At 58.7% G+C, this 18,246-nt stretch carries 17 protein-coding genes; 9 read left to right on the plus strand and 8 right to left on the minus strand.

The annotated features are described in order from the left end of the window. Complete coding sequence (locus AC1DIG_RS27180) at positions 1-1,215, minus strand: MFS transporter (protein ID WP_477769782.1); 1,215 nt, start codon at positions 1,213-1,215, stop codon at positions 1-3. 230 nt (positions 1,216-1,445) lie between these two features. Between AC1DIG_RS27180 and AC1DIG_RS27185 the strand changes: the two genes are divergently transcribed. The 5 genes from AC1DIG_RS27185 (at position 1,446) to AC1DIG_RS27205 (ending at position 6,868) form a co-directional block, all read left to right on the plus strand. Then, the gene (locus AC1DIG_RS27185) at positions 1,446-2,711 is read left to right on the plus strand and encodes a c-type cytochrome (RefSeq protein ID WP_477769783.1); all 1,266 of its coding nucleotides are present in this window, start codon (positions 1,446-1,448) and stop codon (positions 2,709-2,711) included. Then, positions 2,708-3,181, plus strand: a complete 474-nt coding sequence (locus AC1DIG_RS27190; RefSeq protein WP_477769784.1) for a (2Fe-2S)-binding protein — start codon at positions 2,708-2,710, stop codon at positions 3,179-3,181. Before AC1DIG_RS27185 ends, AC1DIG_RS27190 begins: the two co-directional genes overlap by 4 nt. Then, complete coding sequence (locus AC1DIG_RS27195) at positions 3,178-5,415, plus strand: xanthine dehydrogenase family protein molybdopterin-binding subunit (RefSeq protein WP_477769785.1); 2,238 nt, start codon at positions 3,178-3,180, stop codon at positions 5,413-5,415. Before AC1DIG_RS27190 ends, AC1DIG_RS27195 begins: the two co-directional genes overlap by 4 nt. 117 nt (positions 5,416-5,532) lie before the next feature. Continuing rightward, on the plus strand, positions 5,533-5,712 hold the full coding sequence (locus tag AC1DIG_RS27200; RefSeq protein ID WP_477769786.1) for a hypothetical protein: 180 nt from the start codon (positions 5,533-5,535) through the stop codon (positions 5,710-5,712). Positions 5,713-5,755: 43 nt separating this feature from the next. Further along, the gene (locus AC1DIG_RS27205) at positions 5,756-6,868 is read left to right on the plus strand and encodes an alkene reductase (RefSeq protein WP_477769787.1); all 1,113 of its coding nucleotides are present in this window, start codon (positions 5,756-5,758) and stop codon (positions 6,866-6,868) included. A gap of 109 nt (positions 6,869-6,977) precedes the next feature. On the opposite strand, the gene AC1DIG_RS27210 is transcribed toward AC1DIG_RS27205, so the two are convergent. The 7 genes from AC1DIG_RS27210 to copC all read right to left on the minus strand — a co-directional run bounded on the left by AC1DIG_RS27210 (position 6,978) and on the right by copC (position 12,935). Next, positions 6,978-7,754, minus strand: coding sequence for an alpha/beta fold hydrolase (locus AC1DIG_RS27210; RefSeq protein WP_477769788.1), 777 nt, complete (start codon positions 7,752-7,754; stop codon positions 6,978-6,980). Between the two features lie 23 nt (positions 7,755-7,777). Further along, positions 7,778-8,287, minus strand: coding sequence for a cytochrome P460 family protein (locus AC1DIG_RS27215; RefSeq protein ID WP_477769789.1), 510 nt, complete (start codon positions 8,285-8,287; stop codon positions 7,778-7,780). Positions 8,288-8,309: 22 nt separating this feature from the next. Next, a complete protein-coding gene (locus AC1DIG_RS27220) occupies positions 8,310-9,383 on the minus strand; it encodes an alpha/beta fold hydrolase (protein ID WP_477769790.1) in 1,074 nt (357 codons plus the stop codon). Between the two features lie 63 nt (positions 9,384-9,446). Next, entirely contained in the window at positions 9,447-10,829 is a 1,383-nt protein-coding gene (locus AC1DIG_RS27225) for an epoxide hydrolase family protein (protein WP_477769791.1), read from the minus strand. A gap of 68 nt (positions 10,830-10,897) precedes the next feature. Beyond that, on the minus strand, positions 10,898-11,161 hold the full coding sequence (locus tag AC1DIG_RS27230; protein WP_477769792.1) for a DUF2790 domain-containing protein: 264 nt from the start codon (positions 11,159-11,161) through the stop codon (positions 10,898-10,900). 448 nt (positions 11,162-11,609) lie between these two features. Beyond that, positions 11,610-12,548 (minus strand): copper homeostasis membrane protein CopD, encoded by a 939-nt coding sequence (gene copD / locus AC1DIG_RS27235; RefSeq protein ID WP_477769793.1) that lies wholly within the window; start codon positions 12,546-12,548, stop codon positions 11,610-11,612. 3 nt (positions 12,549-12,551) lie between these two features. Next, complete coding sequence (gene copC, locus AC1DIG_RS27240) at positions 12,552-12,935, minus strand: copper homeostasis periplasmic binding protein CopC (RefSeq protein ID WP_477769794.1); 384 nt, start codon at positions 12,933-12,935, stop codon at positions 12,552-12,554. 564 nt (positions 12,936-13,499) lie between these two features. Between copC and AC1DIG_RS27245 the strand changes: the two genes are divergently transcribed. From AC1DIG_RS27245 to fdhA, 4 genes are all read left to right on the plus strand, one after another. Further along, positions 13,500-13,706: a co-regulatory protein PtrA N-terminal domain-containing protein gene (locus tag AC1DIG_RS27245; RefSeq protein ID WP_477769795.1), complete on the plus strand. Its 207-nt coding sequence runs from the start codon at positions 13,500-13,502 to the stop codon at positions 13,704-13,706. A 218-nt stretch (positions 13,707-13,924) separates the two neighbouring features. Next, positions 13,925-15,769 (plus strand): copper resistance system multicopper oxidase, encoded by a 1,845-nt coding sequence (locus AC1DIG_RS27250; RefSeq protein ID WP_477769796.1) that lies wholly within the window; start codon positions 13,925-13,927, stop codon positions 15,767-15,769. Between the two features lie 12 nt (positions 15,770-15,781). Then, the gene (locus AC1DIG_RS27255; RefSeq protein WP_477769797.1) at positions 15,782-16,717 is read left to right on the plus strand and encodes a copper resistance protein B; all 936 of its coding nucleotides are present in this window, start codon (positions 15,782-15,784) and stop codon (positions 16,715-16,717) included. A 326-nt stretch (positions 16,718-17,043) separates the two neighbouring features. Beyond that, positions 17,044-18,243, plus strand: a complete 1,200-nt coding sequence (gene fdhA / locus AC1DIG_RS27260; protein WP_477769798.1) for a formaldehyde dehydrogenase, glutathione-independent — start codon at positions 17,044-17,046, stop codon at positions 18,241-18,243. Positions 18,244-18,246: the final 3 nt, after the last annotated feature.

Below are 18,246 nucleotides of genomic sequence, written 5' to 3' on the forward strand. Positions count from 1 at the left end.
TCACCCCTGGCGGTACTGACGACTTAGAAACATCACCAGTGCCAAGCCAGGAAACGCTGCAATCGAGGCTGCCGACAGGCTCCATCCAACCAGCTCATAAAGGGGGCTGGCCACCAGCGATCCCAGGGCTCCTCCGACAAAGATGCTGGTCATGTACACGGCATTCAAGCGTGCCCGGCTGTGCGGATCGATGGCGTATACCTCACGCTGTCCGAGCACCATGTTGAGTTGCACCGCAAAATCCAGCAGCACCGCGCACGCCACCAGCCAAAGGTAGCCACTGCCTGGCAGAGCACCTATCAGCAAGGAAACAGGCGCCAATATCAACGCAACCAGAGTGCCGCGCTGGCCATGCCCCGCGTCGGCCAGCCGGCCGGCAATCGGGGCCGCGATCGCACCAACGGCCCCCACCAGGGCAAACACCGCAACCTGCGCCTGGCTGAAACCATGCTGGCGAATCAACTCTATAGGAACGATGGTCCAGAACAGGCTGAAGCTGGCAAACAACAACCCTTGATACAAGGAGCGCTCACGCAGGCTCGGATGGCGTCGCGCGAGCGCAAATACCGAGCGGATCAACTCACCATAAGAGGACTGATGTGTTGGCATGCGCCGTGGCAGGGCAACGGCCATGATGCAGGCGATCAATGCCATCAGGCCCGCGGCGCTGAAGAATACTCCGCGCCAACCGAAAGCCTCCGACAACAGGCTCGACAGCGGGCGCGACAACAGAATGCCCAGCAGCAGGCCGCTCATGATGTTTCCTACCACCCGCCCGCGGGTTTCTTCAGGTGCCATGTGCGCAGCCAACGGCACGAGAATCTGTACGGCCACGGAAGTGAGGCCGATGAGTAATGACAGTGCCAGGAACAGCGAAGGCGACTGAGTGAAGCCGGCGCCAACCAGGCAAAGGCTCACAGCGAGCGTGAAACCCACTACCAGACGGCGGTTTTCCATCAGGTCGGCCAGCGGCACCAACAGGAGCAAACCCGCGGCGTAGCCAAACTGGGTCAGCGAAACAATGAGGCTGGCATGGGCGTTCGATAGACCGATTTGCGGAGCGATCAGCTCGACGATCGGCTGGGCATAGTAAAGGTTGGCGACAACGGCGCCACAACAGAAGGCCAACAAAGCCACCAGGGCGCCAGAGATTGACGCGGGCCGTTCACCCTTCACCGTCGTACTTGCCGTTATTGCAACGTTGCCGATGGGCATGATGAAACCTCATTTGCTTGGAGAAAGTTTCGGCAAGGCTAGACGCGACGTTCGCCAAGGAGAATCCACCGCTGGGGCAATTGAGCGATGCGTATGGCGCAACGACCCCAGCGTTGCCGTTGGCGCAAAACGCCATTGCGCGGTTTGCTAATACCGCCGCCCGTCCCCCTTCTCTACCCTCGGCGAGATGAGTCCCTCGCGGGGTCCACGGACGAATGAAGGGTGACGTCATGAAAGCCAGGCAGCTGTGGGTGGGCGCTGTGGTTCTAGCTTCGCTAGGCGGGATATGCGCTGCGTTGCTGATGTGGCGCCCGGCGATCGCGCCGGCCAAACCGCCACAGCATTTCGATTCCGCTCAGGTAAAACAGGGTGCGCGGGTAGCCGAAGCCGGCGACTGCGCGGTCTGCCATACGCGTCCCGGCGGTCAACACCTGGCCGGTGGATTGGCGCTGGTGACACCGTTCGGCACGCTCTACAGCACCAATATCACTCCGGACGCCGAGACCGGTATTGGCCAATGGTCATTGCCGGCCTTTGAGCGGGCAATGCGCGAAGGAGTCTCGCGCGATGGGCACTTGCTGTATCCCGCCTTCCCTTACGTGCACTACCGGCGCATGAAGGACGGGGATATCGCGGATGTCTACGCGTATTTGATGAGCGGCCCCGCCGTGCGCTCGCCGGCCGTACAGAACCGGATGAAATTCCCGATGAACATCCGGCCATTGGTGTCGTTCTGGAATCTGCTGTTCCTGCACGCAGAACCCTTGACGCCCGTGGCGCAGCAATCTGCAACCTGGAACCGTGGACGTTATATGGTCGAAGGCCCTGGCCACTGCGCCGGCTGCCATTCTCCGCTCAACTTGCTAGGTGCCGAGAAACCCGCTCAGCACCTAGCAGGAGGGAGGGTCGACGGATGGGAGGCGCCTTCTCTGCTGGGTATGACCAACCGTGACTTTCCCTGGAGCAGCGAGCAGTTGGTGAGCTACTTGCGTGCTGAAGTGGTGGAGGGCCATGGCACCGCTGCGGGGTCGATGCGACCGGTCAGCCTTAGCCTGGCCAACCTGCCCACCAGCGACGCCGAGGCCATTGCCGAATATCTGCTGAGCCTCAAGAACCCTGCGCCCACCCTACCCGCCTCAGCGATCACGCGCCCCACCGAGGTAGCCGGGCAGACGCCTGCCGCCCTGCTGTTCCAGGGTGCGTGCGCGGGCTGCCATGGCCCGGCCGCACCGATGCGAGAGATCGATGGACGTCCCGCTCTGGATCGGACATCAGCGCTGCATGCAGTGAGCGCACGCAACTTCCTCAAGACAGTGCTCGAAGGTGTGCCTGCCACCCCAGGGTTACCCGGACCGGTCATGCCGCCTTTCGCAGCCAGTCTGGATAACGACCAGCTTGCGGCGCTGGCTTCATTTCTCCGCGAGCAGGCCAGGCCTGGCCAGCCGTGGGCAGACCTTTCTTCCACCCTTCACGAGTTACGCCAGGAGGCGCAATGATCCAAATGACCCTCAACGTCAACGGCTCGCCCCATTCGCTGGAGCTGGAGCCCGACATGCTGTTGCTGTATGCGCTGCGCAATCACCTGGGGCTTAACGGCGCCAAGTACGGCTGCGGTTTGGGACAGTGCGGTGCCTGCACTGTGCTGGTGGATGACCAGCCGGTCTTTTCCTGCCTGACACCTTGCACGGGGCTGGAAGGCAAGGACATCCGTACGGTCGAGAGCCTGGGTACGGCGGAGCGTCCAGGTCCGTTGCAAAAAGCCTTTATCGAGACGCAGGCAGCTCAATGCGGTTACTGCATCGCCGGCATGCTGATGCGCGCCCAGGCGTTGCTTGAGCGCACTCCCCATCCGGACGAACACACCATTCGCGAGCATATGGCGAGCAACCTGTGCCGCTGCGGAACTCACTTGCGGATCATCGAAGCCATCAGCCGTGTTGCCAGACAAGACAGGAGCGCCACATGACACTTCAGCATGAAGTCGATCAGGGCCGCCGCGCTTTTCTGCGCGCAGGAGCGCTGGTACTGACATTCACTCTGGTACCGGCAGCGCGTCATGCGCTGGCCGATAGCGAAGTCGATACGCTCGGCACGGTCGTGCTGGCGCCCGATCTCCCTGGAAGCCTGCGTACCAATCCCTATCTCGATGCCTGGATCCGCGTCGATGCCGAAGGCATCACCGTCTACACCGGCAAGGTTGAATTGGGTACGGGGGTGAAAACGGCCCTTCTGCAGATTGCCGCGGAACGCCTGGATATCTCGCCAACCGCGATCCATCTGCTCACCGCGGATACCGCCCTGACACCCAACGAAGGTTATACAGCCGGCAGCCACAGTATTTTCGACAGCGGCACCGCCTTGTTCAACGCAGCGGCTCAGGTTCGGGAGTTGCTGTTGGAGTCGGCGGCACGCAGCTGGAGAGTCGAAGCCGCACTGCTGACCACCCATGAGGGCGTCATCCAGGGCCTGGCTGGACAACGGATGTCATACGCCGAAGCCGTCAAGGGCGTCGACCTGCACCACTATGCGAAGGCCCGATCGCCATCGATGCCGGCGTCCGCTTTCAAGCTGATCGGTCATTCTCTTCCTCGCCTGGATATCCCGGCCAAAGTCAGTGGCGGCGCCGCTTTCGTCCAGGATCTGCGCCTGCCCGGCATGCTGCATGCCCGCGTCATCCGTCCGCCACGTCCTGGTTGCACCCTTGAAGACTTCGATGCCGAGTCGATAAAGGGTCTGCCCGGGGTGGTGCAGGTGGTGCACGACGGCAACTACCTGGCAGTGGTGGCCCGAGATGAGTGGCAAGCCATTAAAGCGATGCGCAGCGGGTATGAGCGGGCCCGCTGGAGCGGCGGACAGGCGATCCCCGAATCTCAGGACATCCACTCGTTGTTGACACGCCTACCCGCACGCCGCTATCCGATCAGCCACGAAGGCAGCCCGGCTGCCGGAGCCAGCGCGAGTTATCGCGCACGGGTCACCAAACAGTACCTCATGCACGGGTCCATTGGTCCGTCCTGCGCCGTGGCCTGGTTCAAGGATGGCACTCTCACTGTCTGGACCCACACGCAGGGTGTCTACCCTCTTCGCACGGGGATCGCCGAGATGGTGGGACTGGCACCTGAGCGGGTGCGCTGCATCCATACCGAGGGGTCCGGGTGTTACGGCCACAACGGCGCGGACGACGCGGCAGCCGATGCCGCGTTGATAGCGATGCGTGTCGCAGGCACGCCTGTGCGCGTGCAATGGATGCGCGAGCAGGAAAACCTCTGGGAGCCCTACAGTTCCGCCATGCTCACCGAGGTCCAGGCCAGCCTCGATGCGCAGGGCAGACTGCAGGACTGGGCCTATGAGCTGTGGACGACGCCGCACAACGAACGCATCGTAAATGCCGGCAGATTGATTCCCGCACGGCTGTTGGCCCGCCCGTTCGTCTCCGCGCCGTCGGTTCCAATCGCCCAACCCGAAGGGGATGGCGATCGAAATGCCGTGCCGCTGTACACCTTGGCATCCACCCGCATCGACATGAACTTCGTGACCACAATGCCGTTTCGCACATCCGCAATGCGTTCGTTGGGGGCACACATCAATATCTTCGCCATCGAAGCCTGCATCGATGAACTGGCCGCTCGGGCCGGCACCGATCCGGTTGCCTTGCGCCTCGCCCATCTGGCAGATCCACGAGCACGTGCGGTGGTCGAACGCGTCCGGGACGCCAGCGGCTGGCCGCACCAAGGCAATGAACCTGGTTCCGGCATTGGCTTCGCGTTTGCCCGCTACAAGAACATCATGGGGTATTGCGCAATAGCCGTCCGTTTGCAGGTGCATCCGCAGACCGGCGAGATTCAGCTCGATCGAGTGATAACAGCAGTGGACGTGGGGCAAATCGTCAACCCCGATGGCCTGCGCAACCAGGTGGAAGGAGGCATCGTGCAGTCCGCCAGCTGGACCTTGTATGAAAAAGTCGGTTACGACCCGGGAGGTGTGCGCAGCTACGATTGGAGCGGTTATCCGATCCTGCGCTTTCCTCAATTACCCAAGCAGGTCGACGTGCATTTGCTCGATCAGCCGGGACAACCATTTCTCGGTGCGGCCGAGATCGTCCAGGGCCCCATGGCCGCCGCCATCGGGAATGCCGTGGCGAACGCTACCGGCCGACGCTGGCTGAATCTCCCCCTGACCCGCTCAGAGCAGCAGGCATAGCCTGAAATCCACCTTCCGTTAAAGCGTTGCGTTTCACGCAATGCAGCGTAGAGCCACGCCTGGATTATCACTCAAGGCCCGGCGGATTAAGTTAGTGCCCAACAGGAGGAAAACACCATGTCCGGCACTGCATCGCAATCGCATCATCGACGCCGCGCCATTGTCGACAGACTCTTGTACACGTCGATCAAACCGGGACCGGGATCATTAACCCAACTGGCGCTGGATCGGAAACTGCGGATACAGGGCACGGAAATCGGCAATCACCTGCTTTTCAACCAGGCACCGTCCGCCTGAGCACTCACGGCATCCCGGTCGATGCCCTCCCAAGGAAATACCCATGACTCAGCACCTGTTTCAACCGATTGCGGTTGGCCCCTACACACTGGCTCATCGCGTGGCCATGGCCCCTCTGACCCGCTCCCGAGCCGGACAGCCGGGCGACCTTCCGACCGCCATGAACGCCGAGTATTACCGGCAACGCGCAAGTGCCGCCTTGATCATTACCGAAGCCACGCAGATTTCCCGTCAAGGTCAGGGCTACGCCTGGACCCCGGGGATTTACAGCGATGAACAGGTGGAAGCCTGGCGCCAGGTGAGTACACAAGTGCACGAAGCGGGAGGACTGATTTTCATGCAGCTGTGGCATGTGGGGCGTGTCTCTCACCCAAGCTTCCAACCCGATAACGCCCTACCGGTTGCCCCCAGCGCACTGCCTGTTCCAGGCAAGACGTTTATCGTCGATGACGATGGCAATGGTGTCTGGGGTGATGTACCCGTCCCACGCGCCCTGGAAACCTCGGAGATTGCGCAAATCATCGGCGACTATCGTCGCGCTGCGCGCAATGCCTTGAAAGCCGGCATGGACGGCGTTGAAATCCACGCGGGCAACGGTTATCTGCTCGACCAATTCATCAATAGCAACAGCAACCAGCGTGAGGACGACTACGGCGGCAGCGTGGAAAATCGCGCTCGCCTGTTGCTGGAAGTCGTAGAGGCTGTTGCCGATGAGGTGGGGGCCGAACGAGTGGGTGTACGGCTTACGCCCATGGGGCGCTTCATGGGAATGGGCGATGTGACACCCGAGGCCACGTTCGGCCACATCGTGCGCTCTATGAACCGCTGGCCCCTGGCCTACCTCCACCTTGTGGAGCCTGCGGTGGTAGGCACCGTCAAGGACGAGAATTTCGATCCCCGCTGGGACGCGATCATCGGTCAACTGCGTACGCAATGGAAAGGCGTGCTGATGGTTGCCGGCGGTTACGATCCGAAAACAGCAGAACAAGCCTTGGCCGCCAACCGTGCCGACATCATTGCCTTTGGAAGGCCGTTTCTGGCCAACCCCGACTTGCCGCGGCGGATCCGTGACGGACTGGCGCTCAACACTTCAGACCCAAGCACCTTCTTTGGTGGTGACCAGCGCGGATACATTGATTATCCCGTTCATCCATAAAGGACGCCGGACACAAAAAATCGAATCAAGGCAGGAGTGAATGCCTCACTCGATGCCTTGATTCGATACCTGACCCTCTGTCTCTACCCACCCTTCACAAGCGCAGGAATCACTTTGCCGCAGCCGCTTGTTCAATCAGTCGGGCGACCGGCTCCGGATTTGAAACCATCACGACATGAGAAGCCCCTTTAACGACTTTCACTGCCTTGGCGTCGGCTCGCTTGGCCATGAACTCCATGGCCTGCGGTGGAATGTTCTTGTCCTTGTCACCATAGATGTACCAGGACGGTATGTGCTTCCAGGCCGGTGTACCTGACTGCTCGTTCAGCGCCGCTTCGGTGACCGGACGCTGAGTCGCCGCCATCAATGCCGCCTGCGCGGCGGGGACATCAGCCGCGAATTGGTCGTGGAACTTATCCTGCTGGATGTACAAATCCTTGCCGCCATCAGCCAGCGCGACAGGCGCCGCAAGGGTTGGGCCGAGGGTACTCCCCGGGAATTTTCCGGCTAGCCCGGCGACGGTTTCGCCCGCCTCGGGCGCGAAGGCGCTGACGTAAACCAGCGCCTTTACATTGGCACGGTCATTGGCCGCTTCACTGATGACGTTGCCGCCGTAGGAGTGACCGACCAATACGACGGGCGACTTGATGCCAGCCAGCAATGCGGAAACAGCAGCGCCGTCACCCTTCACGCTGCGCAACGGATTGGCGGCAGCCACAACGGGGTAGCCATCCTTCTCGAGGATCTTCACCACGCCATTCCAGCTCGACGCATCGGCAAAGGCGCCATGCACGAGAACGACCGTAGGCTTTTCAGTTTGCGCCGATGCGTTGGCACCGATGATCAGGCCTGCGGTGCAGGCCAGAGCAGCCATTACTTTTTTCATTGGAACCTCCTTGGGTGATTGGACTATGGAGCGAATCGGGTGAAGACGAAGTCGTGGTTCTGCACTCGCGCCTGGTGGCAGGCGAAGCAGGTCTGGTGCTGTGCTTCATCGGCGGGTTTGCCGTTGATAAAGCGGCCGAAACCCCAGCCGCCGGTTGATGCATATTTCCGGGAGTCCTTGACCATGACCTGAACGGTAGTGGCCGCGCCGGGAATGGAGGCCGACTCGAACTCCGGGGACTGGACGTGTTTCCAGGCGAGCTTCACCAGCACCGTGCCGTCAGGGAACGGCAGCGTTGAATCCTGATAGGCCTTGATCGCCAGATCATTGCCCAGGACCGCTCGAAGTTCGTCCAGGGGTGCCGCTTCCTGCGCCGGCGCTATCAGCGCCCATTGGCGATAGCCATCGGGAAGCTTCACGCCGTAGATCGGTGAAGCGTCGCCGCTACCGGCGTCGCCCAGGGCTACTCCGGTAGCGATCAACGCAACCGATGCCACGGCAGCGGACAACACGGCCAGATGCTTGAGCTTCATCGCTGCTCTCCCCTTCTGGCCATCAGAGATGATCGGCGTCGATCACTGCCTGGGCGAAGGCTTGTGGGGCCTCCTGCGGCAAGTTGTGGCCGATACCGCCATTGATCAATCGATACTCATATTTGCCGGTGAAGCGCTTGGCATAGGCCTCGGCAGGTGGATGCGGCGCACCGTTGGCATCGCCCTCAAGGGTGATGGTCGGCACGCTGATGGACGGGAAAGCCGCCAGTTTCTTCTCCAGCTTGTCGTATTTTGATTCGCCCTTGATCAGGCCCAGGCGCCAGCGATAGTTGAAGATGGATACGGCGACGTGATCGGGATTTTGCAAAGCGGCGGCGCTTCGGTCATAGGTGGTGTCGTCGAAGTTCCACTTTGGCGACGCCAGTTTCCAGATCAACTTGGCGAAGTCGTGGGTGTTTTTTTCATAGCCCAGACGGCCGCGCTCTGTCGCAAAGTAGAACTGATACCACCACTGCAACTCGGCGGCAGGTGGCAGCGGTGTCTTGCCTGCCTCTTGGCTGCCGATCAAGTAACCACTCACCGCAACCAGCGCCTTCACCCGCTCCGGCCATAAGGCCGCGACGATGTCGGCCGTGCGCGCACCCCAGTCATACCCGCCGAGCACGGCCTGGTTGATTTTCAGCGCATCCATGAAGTCGATCAGATCGGTTGCAAGTGCAGCAGGCTGGCCATTGCGAAGGGTCTTGGCAGAAAGAAAACGCGTATCGCCATAACCGCGCGCATACGGAATCAGCACTCGATAGCCCTTCTGCGCCAGCGCCGGCGCCACGTCGGCGTAGCTGTGAATATCGTAAGGCCAACCGTGCAGCAGGATGACCACCGGCCCATCGGCAGGGCCGACTTCGGCGTAGGCAACATCCAGCAGACCGGCCTTGACATGCTTCAATGGGCCGAACGAAGTGTTACTTCCCGGCGTAATGGTGCCGATGGTGCTGGCCGGCACATCAGCGGCGTTCGCCTGCGCCGAGGCCACACTCAAAGCGCCCAGCTGCATCAATGCGATCGCCAGAACAGATGGCGCGAGCAGACGCCGATGGCGCGGTGCGGGTTTGTGGTTCAACAGGGTCGTGTCCATGGTGAGTCTCCCTTGCTAGCAGCTGGTTAGCGGTTCCGAGTTTTGGAATCGATTGGAAAGTGTTTACCGGGCGGCCTGAGCGCCGGTGTTTTGCGCAGATGCACGCAACGGACGGAATGCCTCACGCAATTCTTCGCTGAACAATTGAGGCTGCTCCCAGGCAGCGAAGTGGCCGCCCTTGTTGACTTCGCTGAAGTAGGAAAGCGAGGGATAGGCACGCTGTGCCCAGACTTTTGGCGCGCGGTAGATTTCGTGCGGGAACACGGTGATCGCCACCGGGACCTTGATGTCAGCAGTCTTTTGCGCCGCAGCGCTGAAGTTATTGTTGTTGTTCTCCCAATAGAAACGGGAGGACGACGCGCCGGTGTCAGTCAGCCAATACAGGCTGATGTCGTCGAGCATCTCATCGCGACTGAGCACACGTTCAGGCTTGCCGTCACTGTCGGTCCAGGCTGCGAATTTTTCGTACATCCACGCCGCCGTGCCGGAGGGCGAGTCAGCCAGCAGATAACCAATAGTCTGCGGCCGAGTCACCATCATCGCGCCGTAGGCTGCATTGCGACCGAAGAACGAACTCAGCGAGTTGTAGGCCGTGCGTTCCGGATCGGTCAGCCCGGCCGGGGCCGGATCGCCGCTGTTGATCGGCTTCACCAGCTCCGGCGGTACGGTCGCCGGCATATTCAGATGGATGCCAAGTAATCCTGGAGGCGCAAGGCGACCCAGTGCGTCGGAAATCACCGAACCATGATCGCCGCCCTGGGACACGTAATGGGTGTAGCCCAGTCGCTTCATCAGCACATCCCAAGCCTTTGCCACCCGGTCAGGCCCCCAGCCCAATTCAGTCGGTTTGCCGGAAAAACCATAGCCGGGAATCGACGGAATCACCACGTCGAAAGAGTCTTCCGCACGCCCTCCGTAAGCGGTCGGATCGGTCAGCGGGCCGATGGTTTTAAGAAATTCGAATTGCGAACCGGGCCAGCCGTGGGTGAGGATCAACGGCATGGCGTTGGGATTACGCGAGCGCACATGGATGAACTGGATGTCGACACCATCGATGGTGGTCATGAACTCCGGCAAAGCATTGAGCCTGGCCTCGGCCTTGCGCCAGTCGTAACCGTTGCCCCAGTACTTCACCAGTTCCTGCACCTGTGCCCGTTGCACACCTTGGGAAACGTCGTTGACGGTCTCCTTGTCAGGCCAGCGGGTGTCTGCGATGCGTTTGCGCAGGTCGGTCAGGCGCGCTTCATCAATATGAATGCGGTATGGGCGAATGGCCTCCGATGTAGCCGATGTAGCCGATGCAGCGCTGGCAGACGCAGTGTCAGCAGCCGTGGTGGCTGCCCATGCGCCACTGCTGCCAGCCAGCAGTGCGAGACCGAACACGTGAACCCTGGTGGATGAAGCCAGGCAACGGTGCCAGGCGGAAACGGACGAAACTGCAAGCATGATAAATCTCCTTTTTAGTCAGTGGCCTATAGGCGCGGCGATCGTTGCCTGCCCTGCACAACCTTGCATCAACTGCCTTGGCCGCAGTCCTGGGCAAGGGTGCTGTAATCCAGAGACTGGATCTTGCCGAGCGAGTCGAGGTAAGTCATACGAGTCGCCACGACACCACAGCCCGAGGACGGTGCTTCATTGACCGACAGCACTTTGGCGATATCCAGATGATCGCCGTACATGTAGCTGTGGGATTTGACGCTGTCTTGGGCGTTGGCCGCCACGGCGCCAAGGCTGAGTACGGCAAACAATGAAGCGATGCTGAGGTTCTTCCAGTTCATGACGATATCTCCAGCGTTGAGTGATCCAGTGAGACGGCTTGTGCTGTCTCGGTGGAGCTCATTTGACGCCGATCAGGTATCCCGTATGTGTCAGCAACGGCCCACAAAAGAAACAGTCCGTATCGGCATGCGGCCTAGATACACAGAGATACATTTGTGTCAGAAGGAGTGGAGAGCAAATGGCAGTGGTTTCGAGTGAAACCTGCTGGAACGAAAAAAAAGAGGCAAAAGCCCAATGCCAGTCAGTTAAGGCACAAACCTGTGGGAGCGAGCTTGCTCGCGATAGCGGTGGGTCAGTCAACATTGATGTTGAATGTTATGCCGTCATCGCGAGCAAGCTCGCTCCCACATGGATTGCACTTAACTGACAGACATTAGGCAAAAGCCTCTTTTTTTCAATCCGTCTTTTAATGCTTGGAGGGGGAAACGAGACATGCGGTTTTTAGTTCTATTCAGCTTTCATACTCATCTCCGGGCTCAACGTTCCTAACCAAGCGACAAGACACACTATGATGACGGCCATTGAGAACTCAAACGTCATGCTACGCCGCAAAGCCTTGACCGCAACTGAATACTCTCCATGTCGAACTGATCGCTCCAATAGCGGGCTTAGATGAAAACGATTAAGCATGGCCAGTACGATCATTCCGGAAAACAGCAGGACTTTCAGGAACAGCAATACCCCATAAGTGCTCAGCATCACCTCATCGAGGGTTGGACCTACGATAAACAGGTAATTCACTACACCGGTGATACTCAGGATCACTACGATCACCGCGCCAGCCGATTCAAATCCAGTCAGTACCCGTGCAAGAATTCGCGCCTCTTGCTCGCCCTTCAGTGATTTCAAACGCAGCATCAGAGCGAACGCCGCGAGAGCCCCCAACCAACCACCTGCGGCTAACAGATGGAAGATATCGCTGATGAAATGCCAATAACGACGGCTACCTTCATCCATAGCACCATGTCCTGTCCATGCCAGGGTCGCCAGTGCCATGGCTCCACATGCGGTGACGATCCAGAGGCTGAGTGTCGGGAGGCGCTTATTCAATGCGACGCCAATAATTGCCATCACCAGAGCAGCTATTCGGACCATCCAGGTCAATCCGACGTCAGTCCCCATGAGGACCATTTGAAAAATATGGTGATGTAGCTCCATAAACCCCGACACACCGCTCATTGCTTTCGCAAGCAACAACATGGCGGCAAGGGACAGGGCTACACCTGCAACAGAAGTACCATAAAGAAGCGACTCAAAATTCAAAGCCGTGCCCGATACTCTTTCCTTTCCCCTGAGGCTGTACAAGCCAAAAATTGCCAATCCGAATAACAGCATCAGGTCGAAATAAAGAGCAAAGCGAACCACGATGTTTATTGAGTCGCTCATGAATCATTTCACTTTGAAAGAAAAGTTGCCGGTAATCGGGTGAGTGTCCGAAGAGACGGCACGCCATTCGACTTTGTAAGTACCCGTGGTCAATGGCGATGCGGGCGTAATAACCATCGTTTTCGGATCACTGCCACCTGCGACGCCGGCCTTAACGCCCATTGGAGAGTTCGGCATGCCAGGCATATCGGTCATGATCAGTTTTGCACCGGAAAACTGAGTCGTGAGGTTCTCGGAAAAGTGCAGCTCAATTTTCGAAGGGGCCGCCGCATCCGAACTTTCTGCTGGACTAGAGGAAAGAAGTTTTGGATGTGCTTGAGCAACTGCACTCAAAAGTAAACCAGCGGTCAGTACAGCGGCGACGGTGGTGGATTTAAGGAATGACATGCAAGACTCCTCACAGCATGAGCTGTTGGTTCGAGGTTTGGTTGGGGGGAAGATCCAGTTTTTACTGCTTGATTCTTGTTAAAACCACAGACGAATACTCAGTGTATTTCACGTCCCGGTACGTACTGAACACGGGGAACCTGACCAATACTCCAGCGTTATAGTGCGACTACACGATGCCACATGAACGCAGGCCGTGCGATTACATTTCAGTCAGCTTTGGAGTGGCTCTTTGCCCTGAATCTCGGACTGAGTTTGTAATGAATGGGTCCAGCCAGGCAGAAACTGACAGAAAAGTAATCCCAGCTTCAGGTAAATGTCAGCAAGCGCTACTCAAGGTGGCCATATATGCACTATGGGTATAGGCAACATGACGTGAACCTGCACTCTGCTTACCCATAGGTTCAAGAAGGAAGTTGCAACCTGACAAAACGGTAATGCTGACTTAAGGCTTCTGACAGGGGGCGAGTTTTAAAGTTGTATCGAGCCTAACGCTCAGCCCCAAGAAACATCATCCTGATGTGGACTCAACGGGGTAAACAAAACTCATCCGAGAATACCCAAATGAACTCTGTAAAAACCTTGATGATCATCGCTGCCTTGACTGTCTCTTCTCTGGCGATGGCCGAAGGCGGCAGTGATCGCGTATTCGCACGCATGGAAGCTGCCAGACAGAACTCAATGCAAGCGTATCAGGTAGCCCAAACCCAAGGCACCCAACCTCCCGTCGCAGAAAGCAAAACCAAAGAGCTGGACCACAAGAATTGCTGAAGGGTTTGGTGCATTCCAGGCTGACAAAAATGTAATCACTGCGGTGGTTCAAATGTGGCAATTTCCGGGCTCGCTTGCCGTATCAATTTGTCTCTGGCAACGGCGGGCGAAGCTTATCCGGGACTAATACGAACTCCCGAGAAAGTGCCTTCAACCTGTATGAGCAACTCACTGGTTGTTTCGCACAGCCCCCTTTTGATTGATTGGACATAAACGGCATGCACTCCAAAACCTCTAGGCGGACGTTCGTCAAAGGCCTGGCCGCGGGTGGAATTCTTGGCGGCCTTGGCCTGTGGCGCACGCCTGTATGGGCAGTCACCAGCCCGGGCCTGCCGAGCGTACTGAGCGGCAACGAATTTGATCTGTTTATTAGTGAAACACCGGTAAACATCACCGGTTCGCCGCGCACTGCCATAACCATCAATGGCACATTGCCCGGGCCTCTGCTGCGCTGGCGTGAAGGAGAAACGGTCACGCTGCGGGTGAAAAACCGCCTGGACCAGGATACTTCGATCCATTGGCACGGGATCATCCTGCCGGCCAACATGGACGGTGTACCTGGCTTGAGTTTCCATGGCATCGCCCCCGATGGCATGTACGAGTACACATTCAAGGTTCAGCAGAACGGTACGTACTGGTACCACAGCCACTCGGGTTTTCAGGAACAGGTAGGCGTTTACGGTCCAATCGTGATCGACTCGAAAGAGCCCGAGCCTTTTCAATACCACCGCGATTACGTGGTGATGCTGACCGACTGGACCGATGAAGATCCTGGTCGTGTCATGGCCAAGCTCAAGAAGCAATCTGACTACTACAACCACCACAAACGGACAGTTGGCGACTTCATCGACGATGTCAGCAAGCAAGGCTGGTCCGCGGCGGTGGCCGATCGGAAGATGTGGGCTGAAATGAAAATGAACCCCACCGATCTTGCAGACGTCAGTGGGGACACTTACACCTATCTCATGAATGGCCAGGGCCCCAACGGCAACTGGACCGGCATTTTCAAACCGGGTGAGAAGCTGCGCCTGCGCTTCATCAACGGCTCGGCCATGAGCTATTTCGACGTCCGTATCCCGGGTTTGAAAATGACTGTTGTGGCTGCCGACGGCCAACACGTCAACCCGGTCAGCGTCGATGAATTTCGCATCGCCACTGCAGAAACCTATGACGTGATCGTGGAGCCTGCTAGCCAAGAGGCTTACACCATCTTCGCCCAATCCATGGATCGAACCGGTTATGCACGCGGAACCCTGGCGGTACGCGAAGGGTTGAAGGCTCCAGTACCGGCGATCGATCCCCGCCCTCTTTTGACCATGGATGACATGGGGATGGGCGGTATGGCCGGCATGGACCATGGCAGCATGGACGGCGGCGATATGGCTGGCATGGACCACAGCAAGATGACCGGGATGGACCAGGGCGACATGACCGGCATGGACAGCGGCGACATGCCTAACATGGCCAGCATGGATCACAGCAAAATGGCCGGGATGGACCATGGAGATATGTCGGGAATGGCTGGCATGGGTGGAGAAATGCAGACTCACCCGGCCTCCGAAACCAACAACCCCTTGGTTGACATGCAAGCCATGAGCGCAACGCCGAAGCTCAACGATCCTGGCATTGGCTTACGCAATAATGGCCGTCGTGTGCTCACCTATTCTGACCTGAAAAGTACCTTCCAGGATCCTGACGGCCGCGAACCCAATCGCACCATTGAGCTGCATCTGACCGGTCACATGGAGAAATTCTCGTGGTCGTTCAACGGCATCAAGTTCTCCGATGCCGAACCGTTGCGCCTCAAGTATGGCGAGCGTCTGCGCATCACGCTGGTAAACGACACCATGATGACTCACCCCATTCACCTCCACGGCATGTGGAGTGACCTTGAGGATGAGAACGGCAAATTCATGGTACGCAAACACACGATCGACATGCCACCCGGAACCAAACGCAGCTACCGAGTCACCGCCGATGCCCTGGGTCGCTGGGCTTATCACTGCCACCTGCTATTCCATATGGAAATGGGCATGTTCCGTGAAGTACGGGTTGATGAGTAAAGGAGACGGGGTATGAGCAAAAATCCAGAAAGGCAGCTTGAGATCATGACCAGTAAGCTTTTACGCCCAGCTCTGATTGCACTGGCGGTCTGCGTCAGTCCTGCTTTCTTTACCGTGGCCAACGCTGCTGAAGAGATGGCTCACGGTTCGATGGGAACCATGGATCACAGCAAGATGAACATGGACCTGAGCCAAATGGACGGTATGGAGAGTATGGACTCAGGAGCGACCACCACGAGTCGTACTCCCATTCCCGTACTGACCGACGCTGATCGTGCAGCTGCCTTTCCACCGGTGGCTGGTCATGGCGTCCACGACAAGAAACTCAACTCCTTCATCCTGCTTGATAAGTTCGAATACCAGGATGCTGACAACGGCAGTGCACTGAGCTGGGATGCAAAGGGATGGATTGGTGGAGACGTCGATCGCCTGTGGTTGCGTTCGGAAGGTGAACGTACCAACGGCGTAACCGAGAGCGCCGAACTCCAGGCGCTTTGGGGGCACTCGATCGGTCCATGGTGGGATGTCGTCACCGGTGTACGCCAGGACTTCAAACCCGGATCAGCGCAGACATGGGGGGCTCTTGGTATTCAGGGGATGGCCCTTTACAACTTCGAAACCGAAGCGACTGCTTACATCGGCGAGAACGGCCAGACTGCTGCTCGGTTCGAAGGTGACTACGACATTCTGCTCACCAATCGCCTGATCTTGCAGCCGACCGCCGAGGCGAATCTCTACGGGAAAAACGACCCTCAGCGCGGCATTGGCTCAGGCTTGGCGAACACCGAAGTGGGCTTGCGTTTGCGCTATGAAATTGTCCGTGAGTTTGCCCCCTATATCGGGGTGTCCTGGAATCGCTCCTACGGCAAGACCGCCGACCTGGCCGAAGATGAAGGACAAAAGACCAATGAGGCTCGATTTGTAGCCGGTATCCGGATGTGGTTCTGAGGCATTTGCCTGAGCAACACCCTCCACGTCACTCTCCTCCGTTGCAGGACTCGGGTGAGGCCGGAAACGTAACGGCAGCAGCCACTTCTTCGGACGACCCGCCCTGCCAACCGGGAGGGTGATTGGGTGCTGAATGCCCTCGCAGAGTGCTGATACCAGGCGTAGGATCGATACGATGACTGCTAATCACGTGTCGTTGGAAGGTGACTTCCAACCAATCTGCATTCACGCGCAAACGCAAGACATATACCGCCGCACTGTAAGGCCGCGCGACCCTTCGCAGTACAAGGGCCGTGTTCTCACAATGACAAAAGCGAGGTGAAATCATGTCTGGTAATCGTGGTGTCGTGTATCTCGGCGCAGGCAAGGTCGAGGTGCAGACCATCCCCTATCCGAAAATGCAAGACCCGCGCGGCAAGCGCATTGACCATGGCGTGATCCTACGCGTGGTTTCGACCAATATCTGCGGCTCCGACCAGCATATGGTGCGTGGCCGGACCACGGCCCAGGTCGGGCTGGTGCTTGGCCATGAGATCACCGGCGAGGTAATCGAGAGGGGCCGTGACGTGGAAAACGTGCAGATCGGTGACCTGGTATCGGTGCCGTTCAACGTCGCCTGCGGCCGTTGTCGCAGTTGCAAGGAACAGCACACTGGCGTCTGCCTGACGGTCAACCCAGCGCGCCCCGGCGGTGCCTATGGCTATGTGGACATGGGTGACTGGGTTGGCGGCCAGGCCGAATACGTGCTGGTGCCGTATGCCGACTTCAACCTGCTGAAGCTGCCCGATCGCGACAAGGCAATGGAGAAAATCCGCGATCTGACCTGCCTCTCCGATATCCTGCCGACCGGCTACCATGGCGCGGTGACCGCCGGTGTCGGCCCTGGCAGCACGGTGTATATCGCCGGTGCCGGCCCGGTTGGACTGGCTGCTGCCGCCTCCGCTCGTCTACTGGGTGCGGCGGTGGTGATAGTCGGCGACATCAATCCGCTGCGTCTGGCGCATGCCAAGGCCCAAGGCTTCGAGATCGCCGACCTGACCCTGGACACTCCGCTGCACGAGCAAATCGCCAACCTGCTCGGTGAGCCGGAAGTCGATTGTGCGGTCGATGCGGTCGGCTTCGAAGCCCGTGGCCACGGCCATGACGGCGCGCAACACGAGGCCCCGGCCGATGTGCTCAACGCGCTGATGGGTGTGGTGCGGGTCGCCGGCAATATCGGTATCCCCGGTCTGTATGTCACCGAAGACCCGGGCGCGGTCAACAAAGCCGCCAAGCATGGCAGCCTGAACATCCGTTTCGGCCTCGGCTGGGCCAAGTCCCACAGCTTCCACACCGGCCAGACCCCGACGATGAAGTACAACCGTCAGCTGATGCAAGCGATCATGTGGGACCGGATCAACATTGCCGAGGTCGTCGGCGTGCAGGTGATCAGCCTGGACGACGCGCCGCGTGGTTACCACGAGTTCGATGCCGGGGCGCCGAAGAAATTCGTCATGGATCCGCACAAGCTGTTTACCGCGGCCTAAGGA

It is taken from the genome of Pseudomonas sp. 05N431 (assembly GCF_056397005.1).